Raw genomic sequence first — 16,153 nt, 5'->3', positions numbered from 1 at the left:
GCGATGAACCCTGCCATCCCTACCCAGGTCCCGGCGCTGCTGCTCGCCGCCGGCCGCGGCGAGCGCATGCGCCCGCTGACCGACAGCACCCCCAAGCCGCTGCTCGCGGTGCAGGGGCTGCCGCTGCTGGAGTGGCACCTGCAGGCGTTGCAGGATGCGGGCGTGCAGCGGGCTGTCATCAACACCGCCTGGCTCGGGTCGCAGATCAGCGAGCGGTTTGCAGATGTTTTTGGCCTCCACCGCTTGATAGACAAACGCGAGCAGCTATCAATTTCATACTCCCACGAGGGTGTGGACTTTGGCGGGGCGCTTGAAACCGCCGGCGGCATCGCCCGCGCGCTACCCCAGCTGGGCCCCGTGTTCTGGCTGGCGGCGGGCGATGTGTTTGCGCCCGACTTCGTGTTCGACAGCGCCGCGGTGCAGGCTTTTGCCGCCAGCGACCGCCTGGCCCACCTGTGGCTGGTGCCCAACCCGGCGCACAACCCGCGCGGCGACTTCGGCTTGTCGCCAGAGGGGCTGGCGTTGAACCTCGCACCCGGCGACCCAGCCCCCCGCTACACCTACAGCACCATCGCCCTGCTGCGTGCAGAGCTGTTCGCCGAGCCCTGGTGCGACATTCCGGCCGGCAACCCGCACGGCATTCAGGCGCCGCTGGCCCCGCTGCTGCGCCGCGCCATGGACCAGGGCCGTGTCAGCGCAGAGATCTACACCGGCCGCTGGACCGACGTGGGCACGCCCGAGCGGCTGGCAGAGCTCAACCGCTGACGCGGCGGCGCAGGCGCGGTCACTGCGTGGCCGTGGCGGGGCCGGAGTAGGCAGGCTGCACCGCAATGGCAGGGCCATTTTCACACCCGCGAAACAGCCACTGGCTGGGCATGAAGCGCGCATCCGGGCCGTCGGGCGCGGGCTTGCCCACCTCCGCCTGCACGTCGTAGGGGATGTGCGGCACCTGGAAAAGGGCCAGTTGGCCCTTCTTGCACGCCATGGCCGGAATGAGCTTGTGGGGCACCCATGCCTGGCTCGCGTTGTCGTACCGGTACAGCGGCCCGATCTGCTGGTCCTGGGCCAGCTCCACGCGCATCGGCACCACCTGCAGCGCGCTGGCCCAGACGGAGGCCACCTGCACCGGTTCCGCGAACCGCACGGCCTCCAGCCCGTAGAGCGCCAAAGGACGGCCCGGCGCGCCCTTGTCGAACGGGTCGTTGCGGTTGATGAGGCTGCCCGCAGGGATCAGCAGTTCGCCGTACTGAAAGTCCTGCGGCAGCACAAACTTCTCCCGGCTCGCACGCACCACCGCGCCATCCTGCCGCGCCTGCTTGGCGCTGTGCGACAGGAAGAGCTGTGCTATCAGCAGCAGGTTGCAGGCTGCCGCCACCGCGCAGGCGATCACCAGGCCCCGGCGGGTGAGCAGCCACTTGTTCGGGATGTCGACCCAGCGCACATACATCGCATAGATCAGCAGCGCACTGGTCAGCAGCAGGCCGAGCAGCGGCAGCAGGACGGCCACGATGAGGTGCAGCAGGGCATTGAGCAGGTTGAGCATGGTTGCAGGGAAAGTGGCAGAGCAGGGCGCCTTCGAGACCATCGCCCGGGGCGGCGGCGCATCGTGAGGCGTCGAGTCTGCCATGAGCCGCGGGCCGCCCGGCCTGCTCGGTCGGCGGCGGGCAGCGTCCGCGGCTTCTGACCTTGCCGCTTACTCTGCGGGCCGGGCGGCAGCGCGCTCGGCCGTCGGCTGTCCGCCCAGCATGCCTGCCAGGCTCTGCGCCATGCCGGTGATGCCTTCGTTGGACAAGCCTGCGTCCTTCATCACCGCATCGACGATGGGCTTGGCGATCTGGTACTGCAGGGCCGAGTTCATGACCTGCTCCGGGAAGGTGCCCTGCGCTCCATTGCCGCCTGCCGCTGGGCCCTGGCCGCCTTGGCTGCCGGGCATGCCGCCCACCTGAACGATGCGGATCGAGTCGATCTTCTCCATGGGGCGCACGGCCTGCTCGATGATCTGCGGCAGTTGCTGCAGCAGCAGGCTGCGCACCTGCAGGTCCACCTGCGCTGCAGACAAGGTGTTGAGCGCTTCGTTCAGAGCGCGCTTGCCTTCGGCCTCGGCCAGGGCCGCCGCCTGGCGGGCGCGGGCCTCGATGGTGATCGCTTCGGCGCGGTCCATCGCCGCTTCCTTTTCGGCCGACGCGGACACGCGAACGGAAATGGCGTTCTGCTCGGCGTCTTTCGACGCCTCGATCAGCTGGATGCTCTTGTCACGCTCGGCCACGGCCACCTGGCGCGCGGTGTTCACGGCTTCTTCGGCTTTCACGGCCTCTGCGCGGGCCAGGTTGGCGGCGGCGTCCGCATCCGATTGCTCGCGCGACTTGGTGGCAATGGCGATCTGCGTGTCCTGGCGGGCGATTTCCACCTGCTTGCGCTGCTCGGCGCGCTTGGTCTCGGTGTGGCGTTCCAGTTCGATCTCGCGGGTCTGGATGACCAGGTTCTTTTCGATCTCGGCAGCCTTGATCTCGCGCTCGGCCTCGATGCGCTTTTGGCTCACCTGGCGCTCGGCTTCGATCTTGGCGGCCTCGGCCTCGCGGTTGCGCTCGGCCTGTTGCGTGGCGATGAGGGCGGCCTGCTCGGCGCGGGAGTTCTCGATCTCGCGCTTTTGCGACAGCGACGCGAACTCCTGGTCCTTCTCAATGGTGAGCTTCTGGCGGGTGGCTTCCAGGTCCTTGGTACGCACCTGCACTTCGGTGTCCTGCTCCACGTCGTTGCGCTGCTTGCGGCGTGCCTCGGTCTGCTCGGTCAGGCGCGTCAGGCCCTCGGCGTCGAAGGCGTTGTTGGGGTTGAAAAACTGCTTTTCGGTCTGGTCCAGGCTGGTAAGCGAGACGGATTCAAGCTCCAGGCCGTTCTTCTCCAGGTCTTCGGCCACGGCGTTCTGCACGGCCTGCACGAAGTCGCGGCGCTTGTCCTGCAGCTCCTGGATGGTCATGGTGGCGGCGGTGGCGCGCAGCGAGTCGACGAACTTGTCTTCCACCAGCGCCTTGAGCTCCTCGGGGCTCATGGTGCGGGCGCCCAGCGTCTGGGCGGCGATGCTCACGGCCTCTTCGGTCTGCTTGACGCGCACGAAGAAGGCGGCGGTCACGTCCACGCGCATGCGGTCCTTGGTGATCAGGCTTTCCTTGGCGCGGCGCACCACTTCGAGCTTCAGGGTGTTCATGTTCACCAGCACGCGCTCGTGAAACACCGGCAGCAGGATGGCGCCGCCGTCCATGATGACCTTCTGGCCGCCCAGGCCCGTGCGCACGAAGGCCGTCTCTTTGGTGGAGCGCTTGTACAGGCGCGAAAACACGATGCCGATGGTCAGCAGGGCCAGCAGGGCAATGCCTGCGATGGTGCCCATTTCGATCAGGTTGGTCATTTTCTAGGTTCTCCCTCTTTGGATGTCTGTTGGATTTGGGTGATCAGCGGGGCTACATCAGCGCTGGATGCGGGTTGGCGATGCAGCGGTAGAAGGCGCCCACCTTGCGCACGATGAGGATCTGCGCGCCTTCGTCGAAGACCTCGTCATCCACATCGGGCTCCACCATCAGGTAGTGGGTGCGGCCATGCGTGTCGCGCACGCGGGCCTGCGCGGCCAGGCCGCGGCGCGCCGCACCGGCGGAGACGACGCCCGGGCGGCCGATGAGCGACATCTCGCTCACGGCCGAGGTCTCGTCGCGCGGGATGATGTGGGCGATGAGCGCGCCCAGGCTGCGTACCGTGGCCATACCCGGGGCCACGGCCGCAAGGCCTGCGACCCACACCGGCAGGTAAAACCCCAGCAGGCCGTGCGCGACCTTCTGCAGGCTGTAGCCGAACACGGCGTAGCCCGCAAGGAACAGCACCATCAGCACCAGCGAAGGCACCTTGCCCAGGTGCAGCCAGCCCAGCACCCGGTCCAGGCCGCTTTCTCCATGCACGTCGGGCAGCAGGTCGTCGATCCAGTTGCTGGGGCTCAGCGAGATCAGCATGCCCAGGCCCTCGATCAGCGCAATGCCGACGATGAGCGCAAAGGCCACGCCGAAGGGCCAGGTCTCCGGGGCGGTGAACAGGCCGACGATCACGACTTGACGGCCCTCAGTTGTGCCATGCGCTCGGCGATCTTGTTGTCGCGCACCAGGTCATCGAGCTCCTTGAGCTTGGCGGCCTGGTCCAGCGTATTGCTGCGGTCCGTGCCCGACAGGCCGGTCTGGCGGGCGTAGACGCGGTCGAACGCGCCAGCCACCGCCTCCATGCGCTGCGCCGGGTTGGCACCGCCAGGCTGCGCAGCAGCGGATGGCACGGCGCTGGCGCGGCTCTTGCGGAAGGCTTCGAGCGCTTCGGCCATTTCGCGCTGCTTGGCCAGCAGCGCGGCCACGTAGCCGGTGAGCTCGCTCTCCTGCCGCGCCAGCTCTGCCAGCGTGGTCTCCAGCACGGGGATCTGCGCCTCGATGTCGAGCTGGCGGGCCACCGCAGCGCGTGCCAGATCCTCGCGGCCTGCGGCCAGGGCCTGCTCGATCTGCTCGCCGAGCTTGCCGTGCTGGCCGTTGAGGTTGGCGTGCTGCTGCTGGGCCAGGTGCCGGTTGGCGCTGGCCAGGCCCAGTTCGTGGCGGACCTCGCCGATGACGGCATCGGCCTCGCGCAGCGACTGCTCCATCACGGCCACGGGGGCCTGGTTCTCCAGGTGGTCCACCAGCGCGTGGACGCTGCCGGTGATCACGCGTCCAACGCGGGTCTTCAGGGAATCTGCCATCTCAAGCTCCTTTTGAAACAGGGGGGTGAATGGTGCGGGCCAGCTCCAGTGTCGCTGCCGCATGCCGCTGCACGACGGCCGGATCGTAGGCGCTCGCCTGGCTGGTGGTCGCCTGGCGCAGCAGCATCTCACTGAGCGCGAAGCCCCGGCGCACCAGCAGGTCTTCCAGCCGGGAGGCCTCCTGCTCGGAGGCGGGGGCGTTGCTCACGATGATCGCCAGGCAGGTGGTGACATGGTCCAGCATGGCGTTGAGCACATCGGAATGCCGCCCCGTCTGGCCTTCGGTGCGCACCAGCGATTCGCGCAGCCGCCCGGTGATGTCCCGCGCCCAGGCATGCGCGGCGACATAGTCCAGCGCACCGTCGTGGTGGCGCTTGAGCTGGCCCAGCAGCACGCGCAGCTTGTCGCTGTTCGTGGTGGCGCCCTCGACCTGCAGCTGGGCCAGCCACAGGTAAAGGTCGCTCGGTATCCGGGCGGAAAGGGGCTCCATGGTGGTGGTGGGCGTGGCGGACATGTGTGAACCTCATGCAGTGTTGAATGCGATGGTATTCATTTGAATTCGTTTGTCAACAGACAGGAGGGGTGCGGAGGGATTTTTGGAATTGTTGGATCGGCAGATGTCACTGCCCCGCGTCCGGCCATGGTTTCGCGATAAAAATAGCGGATGAGCTCAACGTCCTCGCATTCCATCTACGCCCAGCGCCGCGCGCGCCTTGCTGCCCAGTTGGGCGCCGGGGGCATCGCCATCATCCCCACCGCGCCCGAGCGGCCGCGCAACCGGGACACGGACTTTTTGTTCCGGCACGACAGCTATTTCTATTACCTGACCGGTTTCATCGAGCCCGGCGCCTGCCTGGTGGTGGCGGCGGACGGCCGCAGCACGCTGTTTTGCCAACCCAAGGACCTGGAGCGCGAGATCTGGGACGGCTACCGGCTAGGCCCCGCGGCGGCACCGGGCGGCCTGGGGGTGGATGCGGCGCATTCCATCGCCGAGCTCGATGCCAAGCTGCCCCGGCTGCTGGAGAACCGCAGTTGCGTGTGGTACCCCTTTGCCACGCACGCCGGCCTGGCGGCGCGGGTGGAGGGCTGGCTGAACGCGGTGCGGGCGCGGGTGCGCTACGGCGCGCTGTGCCCGGCCGAGCAGAACGATGTGTGCACGCTGCTCGACGAGATGCGGCTCATCAAGGATGCGCACGAGCAGGACATCATGCGCCGCGCCAGCGACATCAGTGCCCGGGCGCACATCCGCGCCATGCAGCGCTCGGCCCGCATGCTGCGCGCCGGGCAGGACGTGCGCGAATACCACCTGGATGCCGAGCTGCTGCACGCATTCCGCGACGAGGGCTCGCAGTACCCGGCGTACAGCTCCATCGTGGCGGCCGGGGCCAACGCCTGCGTGCTGCACTACCGCGCTGACGCCGCCCCGGTGCGCGACGGCGAGCTGGTGCTCATCGACGCGGGTTGCGAGCTCGACGGCTACGCCAGCGACATCACACGCACCTTCCCGGCCAACGGCCGCTTCACCGGGCCGCAGCGCGCGCTGTACGACCTGGTGCTGGCCAGCCAGGACGCGGCCGTGGCGGCCACCAAGGCGGGCGCGCGCTTCAATGACCCGCACGACGCCACCGTGGCCGTGCTGGCGCAGGGCATGCTGGACCTGGGCCTGCTGGACCGCAACCAGGTGGGCAGCGCGCAGGACGTGATCGACACGCGCGCGTACTTCCAGTTCTACATGCACCGCACCGGCCACTGGCTGGGCATGGACGTGCACGACTGCGGCAGCTACGTGGAGCCCGGCGAGGTGGGCCAGGTGAGCGAGCGCAGGGACCCGCTGTCCGGCGAGACCATCACCAACCGCCCGAGCCGCGTGCTGCGCCCGGGCATGGTGCTCACCATCGAGCCCGGCATCTACGTGCGCCCGGCCGACGGGGTGCCCGCGCAGTTCCACAACATCGGCATCCGCATCGAGGACGATGCGATCGTCAATGACGCGGGCTGCGAGCTGATCACCCGCGGCGTGCCCGTGAAGGCCGACGAGATCGAAGCGCTGATGCGCGACAGCGCTTGAACCCGCAACCGCTCGGCAGCACCGCGCGCGACGACGTGCCGGCGAGCCCGCCGGAGCCGTCTTCGAAAGTCTCCAGGTGGCGGCTGGCCGGGGCCCTGTGGCTGCTGGGCCTACCCGGCGTAGTGGCCGTGGTGTGGGCGCTGCTGCCGCCCCTGGCCGCCAACGCGGCGATGTTTCCGCTGCCGCTGTGGGCCATCGTGCTGCTCAGCGGGCTGCAGACCGCGGTGCTGCTGGCGTTGGCCGTGGGCGTGGGCGTGTGGCTGGCGCCGCGTGTCGGGCTCACGGCACCGGCGGTATCGGCATGGCTGGCCGGGCAGCCCGTGGGCCCGGTGCTGCGCGCGCAGTGGCTGCCGGGCGTGCTGGGCGGTGTGGCCGGCGCCGCCTGGCTCTGGGCGCTGTCGCGGCTGGCGCCGGAAGCGCTGAAACCGTCGGACCCGGGCAGCGCGATGCCCCTGGTGGTCAAGCTGCTGTACGGCGGTGTGACCGAAGAGCTGCTGGTGCGCTGGGGGGTGATGACGCTGCTGCTGTGGCTGGGCTGGCGCATCGCGCAGCGCGGCCTGGGTCGTCCGGGCGGCGGCGTGGTGGGCGTTGCGGTTTTGGTCAGCGCACTGCTGTTTGCGCTGGGGCACCTGCCGGCGGCGCAGGCCATGGCGGGCGTGCTGACGGTGCCGGTCATCGCCTTTGTGCTGGTGGGCAACACGGCGTTCGGGCTGGTGGCGGGCTGGCTCTTTGCGCGCCAGGGCCTGGAGGCTGCCGTCATCGCACACGTGCTGGCCCATCTGCTCTCGCAACCGTTGCTGTAACTCCGCACCGCTCAGCAGGGGTTTCCGAGAGGTAACCGGCCCGTAACCGCTTCGTGTGAGAATTGAAATTCGATTACATCCGCCACACAAAGAAAGAGACAAAACCATGCCCAGTACCCGCCGCGCCACCAAGATTGTTGCCACCCTGGGCCCCGCATCGAGCGACCCGGCACTGCTGGAGGCCATGATCCGCGCGGGCGTGAACGTGGTGCGGCTGAACTTCAGCCATGGCAAGGCGCAAGACCACATCGACCGCGCCGCTACGGTGCGCGCTGCCGCCCAGCGCGCAGGCCGCGAGGTCGCCATCATGGCCGACCTGCAGGGCCCCAAGATCCGCGTGGGCAAGTTCGCCGAGGGCAAGGTGCAGCTCGAGCACGGCGCCAAGTTCGTGCTGGACGCATCGCGCACCGAGCCGGGCGATATCGAAGGCGTGGGCCTCGATTACAAGGAGCTGCCGCGCGATGTGAAAGCGGGTGACCTGCTGCTGCTCAACGACGGCCTCATCGTCCTCACGGTGGATGCGGTGCGCGGCGAAGAAGTCCACACCACCGTGAAGGTGGGCGGCGAGCTGTCCAACAACAAGGGCATCAACAAGAAGGGCGGGGGCCTCACGGCGCCGGCCCTCACGGCCAAGGACATGGAGGACATCCGCACGGCGATGAGCTTTCAGGCCGACTACGTGGCCGTGAGCTTTCCGAAGAACGCGACCGACATGGAGATGGCGCGCCAGCTGTGCAACGTGGCCGCGTCCGAGTACCGCCACAAGCCGGGCCTGATCGCCAAGATCGAGCGTGCCGAGGCCATCCCGCACCTGGAGTCCATCCTGCGCGTGAGCGACGGCATCATGGTGGCCCGTGGCGACCTGGCGGTGGAGGTGGGCAACGCAGCGGTGCCTGCGCTGCAAAAGAAAATGATCCGCATGGCGCGCGAGCTGGACAAGGTTGTGATCACCGCCACGCAGATGATGGAAAGCATGATCACCAACCCCGTGCCCACGCGCGCCGAGGTGAGCGACGTGGCCAATGCGGTGCTGGACGGCACCGACGCCGTGATGCTGAGCGCCGAGACGGCTGCCGGCCGTTACCCGCTCGAAACCGTGGAAGAAATGGCCACCATCTGCGCTGCCGCTGAAGCGGCCGAAGACCACCAGCTCGACGCCGACTTCACGGGCCAGACCTTCGGCCGCATCGACCAGTCCATCGCCATGGGCGCGCTGTTCACCGCCCACCACCTGGGCGCCAAGGCCATCGTGGCCATGACGGACAGCGGCGCCACGGCGCTGTGGATGAGCCGCCACAGCATCGACATCCCGATCTACGCCCTGACGCCCAAGGTGGCCACGCAGCGCAAGATGGCCATGTACCGCAACGTGCGCCCGCTGCTCATGGACACCAGCGCAGACCGCGACACCGCGTTGGAGCAGGCCGAGCGGCACTTGAAGAGCCGCAACATCGTGCAAAAGGGCGACGTGTACGCGATCACCTGCGGCGAGCCCATGGGCGCGCCGGGCGGCACCAACATGCTGAAGATCTGCGTGGCCGGTTGATCCCCGCCGACGGCCGATGGATGGCCGGGGGCTGCAAGCCTGCGGCAGATCGGTTGGTGGCGAGCCATCTGTCCTAGCGCTTACCGTCCAGCCGGCCCAGTCCGGGCAGCTACCCCGCGGCTAAGACGCCGCCCCGATGCCGACGGGCCCGCCCACCCAGGCCGACAGGCGCTGGCGCAGCGCGGTGGCCGCCATGTCACAGATCCAGCCGGTGGTCCAGCACAGCCAGCCCGTCCACAGGGTGTGGCTCATGAAGTGGGCGCCCCGCATCTGCTGCGCGGCGCCCAGCACGAAACCCGCAGCCATGGCGGCGCCCAGCCACCAGCGGGCCGCGCCAGGCTCCGTGCGCCGCAGCGCAAAGTAGCCGCCGACAAACGCAAAACCTGCCGACGCGTGGCCCGCCGGAAAGCACCGTCCGCTGCCGCCGTCGAGCGTGCCCAGCGCCCAGTGCGAGGCATGGCGTGCCACGCCGCCGAACTCCGCCAGATCCCACGGGCAGCTGGTGGTGCTGAGGTTCTTCATCACGCTGACCACCGCCAGCGCCAGCAGCGCGCTCGCCGCGATCTGCAGCCGCCCGGCCGTGTCCAGTCGCCGCAGCATGCCCCAGGGCCACCACACGCCCAGCGCCAGCAGCAATGCCACCAGCCACGCCAGGTAGCGTGCGCCTTCGTGCAGCACCTGCACCAGCAGCCAATGGTCGCGCAGCGGAAAGCCGGAGCCCGTGCCGAACAGGTGGGCCGCCTGCAGGTCCTGCCCGGCTGCGTCCCAGGCCACCACGCACGCCAGGGCCCCGAGCGTCCACCACAAGGTGGCGCGGTGGCGGGCAGCGTCTGAAGAGGACGAGAACGGGGAAGCGGAATAGGAAGGGGGCGTGGCACGAAACATGGGCGGACCTTAAGCGGCCGCACTTAACGCCGTCTTAATGACGCCGCTCGCAAAGCCGGCCAGCCCGGCGACAATGCCGGCATGCGAATCCTTGTGGTCGAAGACGATGCAGGCATTGCCAGTGGCCTGCGCACCAACCTTCAGCAGCGCGGCTATGCGGTGGACGTGTGCGACGGCGTGGCCAGCGCGTGGAGCGCCTTGCGCGCCGAGCGGTTCGACGCCGTGCTGCTGGACCTGGGCCTGAAGGACGGCGACGGCAGCGAGCTGCTGCGGCGCCTGCGCCTGAGCCCGGTGGCCGACAGCTCCGCGCCCGCCGTGCTGCCGGACCCGGCCACCCCGGTGCTGATCGTCACCGCGCGCGACCAGGTGCATGAGCGCATCGCAGGGCTGGACCTGGGGGCCGACGATTACCTGGCCAAGCCTTTCGACGTGGACGAACTCGATGCCCGGCTGCGTGCACTGCTGCGCCGGGCCGTGGGCCGCGCGTCGCCCACCATCCGCTATGGCGATATCGAGGTGGACCCCGCGGCGCGCTCGGTGCGCCGGGACGGCAAGCCGGTGGAGATGTCGCCGCGGGAGTTCTCGGTGCTGCTGGTGCTGCTGCAGGCGCGCGGCCGCGTGCTGTCGCGCCCGCAGATCGAAGAGCGGCTGTACAGCTGGGACGCGGCCATCGAGAGCAATGCGGTGGAGGTCCACATCCACCACCTGCGCCGCAAGCTGGGCAGCACCTGCATCCAGACCATGCGCGGCGTGGGCTACTTCATGCCCCAGGACGCCGCATGACGAACGCACCTGCACCTGCACCTGCACCTGCATCTGCATCTGCATCTGCCAGCCCGGTGGCCTCCGTTCGCCGTGCGTCGCTGACCCGCCAGCTGCTGCTGTGGTCGCTGGGCGCGTTGGCGCTGGTGTGGGCCAGCTTCGTGCTGATCGGCTACCAGACGGGTGTGCACGAGGCCGACGAGCTGACCGACGGGCATCTGGCCAGCGTGGCCGCCCTGCTGCTGAACCTGCGGGCATCCGAGGCCATGGAAGAGCCGCAGATCACCCCGCGCGCGGCCACCCCCTGGCTCAAGTCGCACGACTACCAGCAGTCGCTGAGCGTCGTGCAATGGGATGCGCAGGGCCGATTGCTGCACCACACGGGCGCGGCGCCGCTGCCATCGTTTCGCGGCGACGACGGTTTTGCCAGCATGACCCTCGGCCCCGACGGTGCCGTGTGGCGCAGCTTTTCTCAATGGGACGCGGCGCGCACCCGCCGGATCACGGTGCTGCTGGAGTTGCGCGAGCGCGACGAGCTGGCCGAAGACATCGCCGAGCAGATGATCGAGCCCGGCCTGTGGCTGCTGCCCGTGGTGTCGCTGGCACTCGGCCTTGCGCTGTGGCGGGGCTTGCGGCCCCTGTATGCGCTGTCCGCCGATGTGGCGGCGCTTGACCCGGCCAGCACGCAGCGCCTGGCGTCGCGCCACGCGTGGAGCGAGTTCGAATCGGTGGTGGCTTCCATCAACACCCTGCTGGACCGCCAGCAGGCCGCGATGGTGCGCGAGCGGCGCCTGGCCAACGAGGTGGCCCACGAACTGCGCACGCCGCTGTCATCCATCGCGCTGCAGGCCAGTGCCCTGGGCGGAGACCTGGACGATGCGGCGCGGCAGCAGGCGGTTGCGCGCATTGGCGAAGATGCCCTCCGGGCCGGCCACGTGCTCAACCAGTTGCTGGCCCTGGCACGCGCAAGCCGCGCAGAGCTGCACGAGGTGAAGGCCCCGGTGGATGTGAGTGCGCTGGCGCGCGCCGTGTGCGCCGACTATGCGCAGGCCGCCTGGCAGCGCGGCGACGAGATCGCGCTGTCGGCCCCTCCGTCGCTGGTGGTGCCCGGCCACGCGGTGCTGCTGGAGATGGCGCTGCGCAACCTGGTGGAAAACGCGCTCAAGCACACGCCCGAGGGCACCAGCATTGCGGTGCAGCTGGGGGTGGCCGATGGCGCGGGCGGCGCCTGGCTGCAGATCAGCGATGACGGTGCGCGCAGCCGCAGTGACGGTGACGGCGCAGCACCAGCGGCGCAGCGGGACAGCCTGCACCTGGGCCATGAAATCCTGCGGCGTGTGGCGGACATCCATGGCGGTCACTTCGGCAAGGCCGAGGCCCATGCGCCCTTTACCACCTGCTACCGGTTGGATTTGCCCGAAGCCGCCGTCATGCTCGCCGGTTAAAATTGCGAGTTACCAAGCGGTTACCACCGCCCAGGTCCCCGTCTGGCCCCACCAGGCCGACTGCGAACTCTCACCCACTTGAACGGACATCACGACCATGCCCCTCGTTTCGATGCGCGAACTGCTCGACCATGCCGCCGCCCACAGCTACGGCATCCCTGCCTTCAACGTCAACAACCTGGAGCAGGTCCAGGCCGTGATGGCCGCCGCCGACGAAGTGGGCGCGCCGGTCATCCTGCAGGCCAGTGCCGGTGCCCGCAAATACGCCGGCGAGCCCTTCATCAAGCACCTGATCCAGGCTGCAGTCGAGGCCTTTCCGCACATCCCGCTGGTGATGCACCAGGACCACGGCACCTCGCCCAAGATCTGCTCCGGCGCCATCGACCTGGGCTTCGGCTCGGTGATGATGGACGGCTCGTTGATGGAAGACGGCAAGACGCCTTCGTCCTTCGAATACAACGTGGAAGTGACCCGCAAGGTCGTCGAGATGGCCCACAAGGTGGGCGTGACGGTGGAGGGCGAGCTGGGTTGCCTGGGCAACCTCGAAACCGGTGAAGCCGGCGAGGAAGACGGCATCGGCGCCGACGTGAAGCTCGACCACAGCCAGATGCTGACCGACCCCGAAGAGGCAGCCACGTTCGTCAAGGCCACGCAGCTCGATGCCCTGGCCATTGCCATCGGCACCAGCCACGGCGCCTACAAGTTCAGCCGCAAGCCCACCGGCGACATCCTGGCCATCAGCCGCGTGAAGGAAATCCACCAGCGCATTCCCAACACCCACCTGGTGATGCACGGCTCGTCGTCGGTGCCTGCGGAGCTGCTGGCCATCATCAACCAGTACGGCGGCAAGATGAAGGAAACCTACGGCGTGCCGGTCGAGGAGATCCAGGAAGCCATCAAGTTCGGCGTGCGCAAGATCAACATCGACACCGACATCCGCCTGGCCATGACCGGCGCGGTGCGCAAGTTCCTGGCCGAGAACCCCGACAAGTTCGACGCGCGCGAATGGCTCAAGCCCGCCCGCGAAGCCGCCAAGCAGGTCTGCAAGGCGCGCTACCTCGAGTTCGGCTGCGAAGGCCAGGGCCCCAAGATCAAGGGCCACAGCCTGCAGGACGTGGCCCGTCAGTACGCATCCGGCGCGCTGGCGCAGGTGGTGAACTGACCGACGGCGCGCGGTACTGACTGCCGCCTGGGAGCCCGGTTGCACACAAGGCGGCCGGGCTTTTTTACGGCCTGTGCGGTCTGTTCCCTGGACGCCAACGGCAGGCTGTCGCGAATTAGCGTGCACACTCGGCACCTTGCGTGGCACGCGATCCTTTGCAGGGGTGGGGAGTTCCCTCTACATCAGACAAAGGCGACAGTCATGAGAAATTCTTCATGTAAGCTCGTGGTCAGTAAGTAATTCCACTGACCCTCACCGAGGAGATGACATGCTGATTGGTGTGCCTGCGGAATCGATGGCAGGAGAGACCCGGGTCGCCGTGACGCCCGAGACGGTCAAGAAGCTGAAGGCGCAGGGCCACACCCTGCGCATCGAGTCGGGTGCGGGTGTGGCCGCCAGCGTCACGGACGCCGCCTACGAAGCCGCCGGCGCTGAAATCTCCGACGCGGCTGGCGCCTGGGGCGCCGACCTGGTGCTCAAGGTGCGCACCCCCTCGGACGCCGAAGCTCCCCGCCTGCGTGCGGGCGCCACCGTGGTGGGCATGCTCAACCCCTTCGACGCCGCGGGCCTGCAGCGGCTGGCCAGCGCGGGCGTCACCGCCTACGCCCTGGAGGCCGCACCGCGCACCACCCGGGCGCAAAGCATGGACGTGTTGTCCTCCCAGGCCAACATCGCCGGCTACAAGGCCGTGATCATTGCGGCCGACCGCTACCAGCGCTTCTTCCCCATGCTCATGACCGCGGCTGGCACCGTCAAGGCCGCGCGTGTCGTGATCCTGGGCGTGGGCGTGGCGGGCTTGCAGGCGATCGCCACCGCCAAGCGGTTGGGGGCTGTCATCGAGGCATCGGACGTTCGCCCCAGCGTGAAGGAACAGGTCGAATCGCTGGGCGCCAAGTTCATCGACGTGCCCTACGAGACGCAGGAAGAAAAAGACGCGGCCGAGGGTGTGGGCGGCTATGCGCGGCCCATGCCGCAAAGCTGGCTCGACCGCCAGAAGGCCGAAGTGGCCAAGCGCGTGGCCCAGGCCGATGTGGTCATCACCACCGCGCTGATCCCGGGCCGCGCCGCGCCGGTCCTGGTGACCGAAGACATGGTCCGGTCGATGAAGGCCGGTTCCGTCATCGTGGATTTGGCCGCCCCCCAGGGCGGCAACTGCCCGCTCACCGAAGCGGGCCAGACAGTGGTCAAGCACGGCGTCACGCTGGTGGGCGAGACGAATCTGCCGGCGCTCGTCGCCGCCGATGCGTCCGCGCTCTATGCGCGCAACGTGCTCGACTTTCTCAAACTCATCATCAACAAGGAAGGTGCTCTGCACATGGACTTGCAGGACGACATTGTTGCCGCCTGCCTCATGGCACACGAGGGCACGGTAAAGCGCGCATGAGCCTGCTGAAGAATTTGCAAGAGATGTTGTCCGCCACGCCCCGCCGCAGTGGCTGGCTGCTGGCCGCCTGTGGCGTGCTGGCCGTGAGCGGCTGTGCACCCATACCCGCGGGCCCCACCGAGTACAGCGCCGGCCGAACGCGCGTGGTGCTGCCGTCTGTGGCGTGGGAAGACCTGGGCGCCACGAACGAGGCCTTCCCGCTGCACCCGCTGCCCGGCGCGTTTCCGCTGCAGACGCGCGCTGTGGCGCTGCGCGGCGCCAACCGTGAGCTGCTGGCCGTGATGCTGGTGCAGACCAACCGCACGGACATCCCGCGCGACGCTACGCTCTGGACGGGCAGCTGCCCCCTGCAGCAAGGCATGACCGTGGAAGACGCCGCCAAGGGCAGCCCCGTGCGCATCGACTGCCTGCGCTTCAAGCGGTGGGCCAACAATGCCGACTGGATGGACAAGAACCACCCTGGTGTGGTGCGCTGGATGGCTGAGCACAAGGCCACGCCGCTGCAGCCGTATTCGCACCTGAACTACCGCTTTGCAACGCAAGGCGGCTCGTATGTCGAGATCAACGCGATGGTCGACCAGCGCCTGCTGCGGCCGAAGACGAGCAACAACGAAGAGTTCCTGCGCGCGGGCTACCCGGCCCAGGAATGGAGCCACAAGGTGGCCGAGGCCGCTCGCGTGAGCACCGGCATGGCCGATGGCTTCTTCCCCGTGCCGCCGTTTCCCTTTGCCGTGCCGAACTGAGCACGCAGCAAGCCCCCACTTACCGCCTTCCCACCGCCCACCGACTGGAGTTCTCAACATGGGTGTCGTTCTGCAGATTCTGGGCCTGGTCATCACGTTCACCATGGCGATGGAGGCCTTGCGCCGCTTCGGCATCGATGTGGGCTGGCTCAATCCGTTGACCTTTTTTCACCGCCGCGCCTGGCGCAAGAAAGTGCAGACGCCGCCGCTGTATGCGCTGGACCACCCGGTGGACGTCGTCGCCGTGATGGCCCTGGCCACGGTGCAGACCACCGGCGCGATCACGGTGCAGCAAAAGGCCGGCGTACAGGCCCTGCTGCGCGAACACCTGCAGCTCAGTGAATCGGATGCCGCCAACCTCTGGGTGGCCAGCGCGCATCTGCTGCGCAGCCGGGCTCTGGAGGTGCGCGAGCTGCCGGTGCTGTTCGAACGCAGCGCCGACAAGTTCACCGACTACCACGTGCAGACACTGCAGGCCGTGATGCGCGCGGCCGCACAGATCGAGCCGCCCGCCAACGCTGCACAGCAGCAGCTCATCGACGCGGTGGATGCTTACTTTGCCAAGAAGAAAGCGTCTTCTGGCCCCTGGTCTTCCTGAA

General features: G+C 68.3%; 16 protein-coding genes. 10 read left to right on the top strand and 6 right to left on the bottom strand.

What is annotated here, in order from left to right; genetic code table 11:
* Window positions 1–3 precede the first annotated feature (3 nt).
* A complete protein-coding gene (locus ACSQ3N_RS24715; RefSeq protein ID WP_156372154.1) occupies window positions 4–765 on the top strand; it encodes a nucleotidyltransferase family protein in 762 nt (253 codons plus the stop codon).
* Between the two features lie 19 nt (window positions 766–784).
* Here ACSQ3N_RS24715 and ACSQ3N_RS24710 read toward each other — a convergent pair whose 3' ends face one another.
* The 5 genes from ACSQ3N_RS24710 to ACSQ3N_RS24690 all read right to left on the bottom strand — a co-directional run bounded on the left by ACSQ3N_RS24710 (window position 785) and on the right by ACSQ3N_RS24690 (window position 5,270).
* Window positions 785–1,543 (bottom strand): hypothetical protein, encoded by a 759-nt coding sequence (locus ACSQ3N_RS24710; protein WP_056170881.1) that lies wholly within the window; start codon window positions 1,541–1,543, stop codon window positions 785–787.
* 150 nt (window positions 1,544–1,693) lie between these two features.
* On the bottom strand, window positions 1,694–3,403 hold the full coding sequence (locus tag ACSQ3N_RS24705; protein WP_056170878.1) for a flotillin family protein: 1,710 nt from the start codon (window positions 3,401–3,403) through the stop codon (window positions 1,694–1,696).
* A gap of 52 nt (window positions 3,404–3,455) precedes the next feature.
* Entirely contained in the window at window positions 3,456–4,088 is a 633-nt protein-coding gene (locus ACSQ3N_RS24700; protein ID WP_056170875.1) for a YqiJ family protein, read from the bottom strand.
* On the bottom strand, window positions 4,085–4,756 hold the full coding sequence (locus ACSQ3N_RS24695; protein ID WP_056170873.1) for a PspA/IM30 family protein: 672 nt from the start codon (window positions 4,754–4,756) through the stop codon (window positions 4,085–4,087). The genes ACSQ3N_RS24700 and ACSQ3N_RS24695 overlap by 4 nt, the downstream gene beginning before the upstream one ends.
* Before the next feature lies 1 nt (window position 4,757).
* A complete protein-coding gene (locus ACSQ3N_RS24690) occupies window positions 4,758–5,270 on the bottom strand; it encodes a hypothetical protein (RefSeq protein WP_056170869.1) in 513 nt (170 codons plus the stop codon).
* A gap of 150 nt (window positions 5,271–5,420) precedes the next feature.
* On the opposite strand from ACSQ3N_RS24690, the gene ACSQ3N_RS24685 reads away from it, so the two are divergent.
* The 3 genes from ACSQ3N_RS24685 to pyk all read left to right on the top strand — a co-directional run bounded on the left by ACSQ3N_RS24685 (window position 5,421) and on the right by pyk (window position 9,173).
* Window positions 5,421–6,824 (top strand): aminopeptidase P N-terminal domain-containing protein, encoded by a 1,404-nt coding sequence (locus ACSQ3N_RS24685; RefSeq protein WP_056170866.1) that lies wholly within the window; start codon window positions 5,421–5,423, stop codon window positions 6,822–6,824.
* Window positions 6,821–7,627, top strand: a complete 807-nt coding sequence (locus tag ACSQ3N_RS24680) for a CPBP family glutamic-type intramembrane protease (protein WP_235507437.1) — start codon at window positions 6,821–6,823, stop codon at window positions 7,625–7,627. Before ACSQ3N_RS24685 ends, ACSQ3N_RS24680 begins: the two co-directional genes overlap by 4 nt.
* 106 nt (window positions 7,628–7,733) lie before the next feature.
* Window positions 7,734–9,173 carry a pyruvate kinase gene (gene pyk, locus ACSQ3N_RS24675; RefSeq protein ID WP_056170863.1) on the top strand — a complete coding sequence of 480 codons (1,440 nt, stop codon included), beginning with the start codon at window positions 7,734–7,736 and terminating at the stop codon, window positions 9,171–9,173.
* Window positions 9,174–9,293: 120 nt separating this feature from the next.
* On the opposite strand, the gene ACSQ3N_RS24670 is transcribed toward pyk, so the two are convergent.
* Window positions 9,294–10,058: a phosphatase PAP2 family protein gene (locus ACSQ3N_RS24670; protein WP_436147721.1), complete on the bottom strand. Its 765-nt coding sequence runs from the start codon at window positions 10,056–10,058 to the stop codon at window positions 9,294–9,296.
* Window positions 10,059–10,139: 81 nt separating this feature from the next.
* On the opposite strand from ACSQ3N_RS24670, the gene ACSQ3N_RS24665 reads away from it, so the two are divergent.
* The 6 genes from ACSQ3N_RS24665 (at window position 10,140) to ACSQ3N_RS24640 (ending at window position 16,152) form a co-directional block, all read left to right on the top strand.
* Window positions 10,140–10,841, top strand: coding sequence for a response regulator (locus tag ACSQ3N_RS24665; RefSeq protein WP_056171671.1), 702 nt, complete (start codon window positions 10,140–10,142; stop codon window positions 10,839–10,841).
* Complete coding sequence (locus ACSQ3N_RS24660) at window positions 10,838–12,265, top strand: histidine kinase dimerization/phospho-acceptor domain-containing protein (RefSeq protein WP_436147720.1); 1,428 nt, start codon at window positions 10,838–10,840, stop codon at window positions 12,263–12,265. The genes ACSQ3N_RS24665 and ACSQ3N_RS24660 overlap by 4 nt, the downstream gene beginning before the upstream one ends.
* A gap of 97 nt (window positions 12,266–12,362) precedes the next feature.
* The gene (fba, locus tag ACSQ3N_RS24655; protein WP_056170846.1) at window positions 12,363–13,427 is read left to right on the top strand and encodes a class II fructose-bisphosphate aldolase; all 1,065 of its coding nucleotides are present in this window, start codon (window positions 12,363–12,365) and stop codon (window positions 13,425–13,427) included.
* A 268-nt stretch (window positions 13,428–13,695) separates the two neighbouring features.
* A complete protein-coding gene (locus ACSQ3N_RS24650; RefSeq protein ID WP_056170843.1) occupies window positions 13,696–14,811 on the top strand; it encodes a Re/Si-specific NAD(P)(+) transhydrogenase subunit alpha in 1,116 nt (371 codons plus the stop codon).
* Window positions 14,808–15,554 (top strand): hypothetical protein, encoded by a 747-nt coding sequence (locus tag ACSQ3N_RS24645; protein ID WP_235507436.1) that lies wholly within the window; start codon window positions 14,808–14,810, stop codon window positions 15,552–15,554. The genes ACSQ3N_RS24650 and ACSQ3N_RS24645 overlap by 4 nt, the downstream gene beginning before the upstream one ends.
* A gap of 58 nt (window positions 15,555–15,612) precedes the next feature.
* Window positions 15,613–16,152 (top strand): hypothetical protein, encoded by a 540-nt coding sequence (locus ACSQ3N_RS24640; protein ID WP_056170839.1) that lies wholly within the window; start codon window positions 15,613–15,615, stop codon window positions 16,150–16,152.
* The last annotated feature ends 1 nt before the right edge of the window (window position 16,153 follow it).

The sequence above is a fragment of the Acidovorax sp. LjRoot194 genome, from assembly GCF_964253015.1.
GTDB lineage: Bacteria > Pseudomonadota > Gammaproteobacteria > Burkholderiales > Burkholderiaceae_C > Acidovorax.
The sequence above is the reverse complement of the archived record's forward strand: the minus strand, read 5'-3'. Positions and strand labels throughout refer to the sequence as shown.

Coding starts and splice junctions, on each gene's coding strand:
- ACSQ3N_RS24685 (WP_056170866.1), top strand. CDS start 5,421: ATGAGCTCAACGTCCTCGCATTCCATCTACGCCCAGCGCCGCGCGCGC.
- ACSQ3N_RS24715 (WP_156372154.1), top strand. CDS start 4: ATGAACCCTGCCATCCCTACCCAGGTCCCGGCGCTGCTGCTCGCCGCC.
- ACSQ3N_RS24670 (WP_436147721.1), bottom strand. CDS start 10,058: ATGTTTCGTGCCACGCCCCCTTCCTATTCCGCTTCCCCGTTCTCGTCC.
- fba (WP_056170846.1), top strand. CDS start 12,363: ATGCCCCTCGTTTCGATGCGCGAACTGCTCGACCATGCCGCCGCCCAC.
- ACSQ3N_RS24710 (WP_056170881.1), bottom strand. CDS start 1,543: ATGCTCAACCTGCTCAATGCCCTGCTGCACCTCATCGTGGCCGTCCTG.
- pyk (WP_056170863.1), top strand. CDS start 7,734: ATGCCCAGTACCCGCCGCGCCACCAAGATTGTTGCCACCCTGGGCCCC.
- ACSQ3N_RS24690 (WP_056170869.1), bottom strand. CDS start 5,270: ATGTCCGCCACGCCCACCACCACCATGGAGCCCCTTTCCGCCCGGATA.
- ACSQ3N_RS24650 (WP_056170843.1), top strand. CDS start 13,696: ATGCTGATTGGTGTGCCTGCGGAATCGATGGCAGGAGAGACCCGGGTC.
- ACSQ3N_RS24665 (WP_056171671.1), top strand. CDS start 10,140: ATGCGAATCCTTGTGGTCGAAGACGATGCAGGCATTGCCAGTGGCCTG.
- ACSQ3N_RS24660 (WP_436147720.1), top strand. CDS start 10,838: ATGACGAACGCACCTGCACCTGCACCTGCACCTGCATCTGCATCTGCA.
- ACSQ3N_RS24645 (WP_235507436.1), top strand. CDS start 14,808: ATGAGCCTGCTGAAGAATTTGCAAGAGATGTTGTCCGCCACGCCCCGC.
- ACSQ3N_RS24705 (WP_056170878.1), bottom strand. CDS start 3,403: ATGACCAACCTGATCGAAATGGGCACCATCGCAGGCATTGCCCTGCTG.
- ACSQ3N_RS24695 (WP_056170873.1), bottom strand. CDS start 4,756: ATGGCAGATTCCCTGAAGACCCGCGTTGGACGCGTGATCACCGGCAGC.
- ACSQ3N_RS24640 (WP_056170839.1), top strand. CDS start 15,613: ATGGGTGTCGTTCTGCAGATTCTGGGCCTGGTCATCACGTTCACCATG.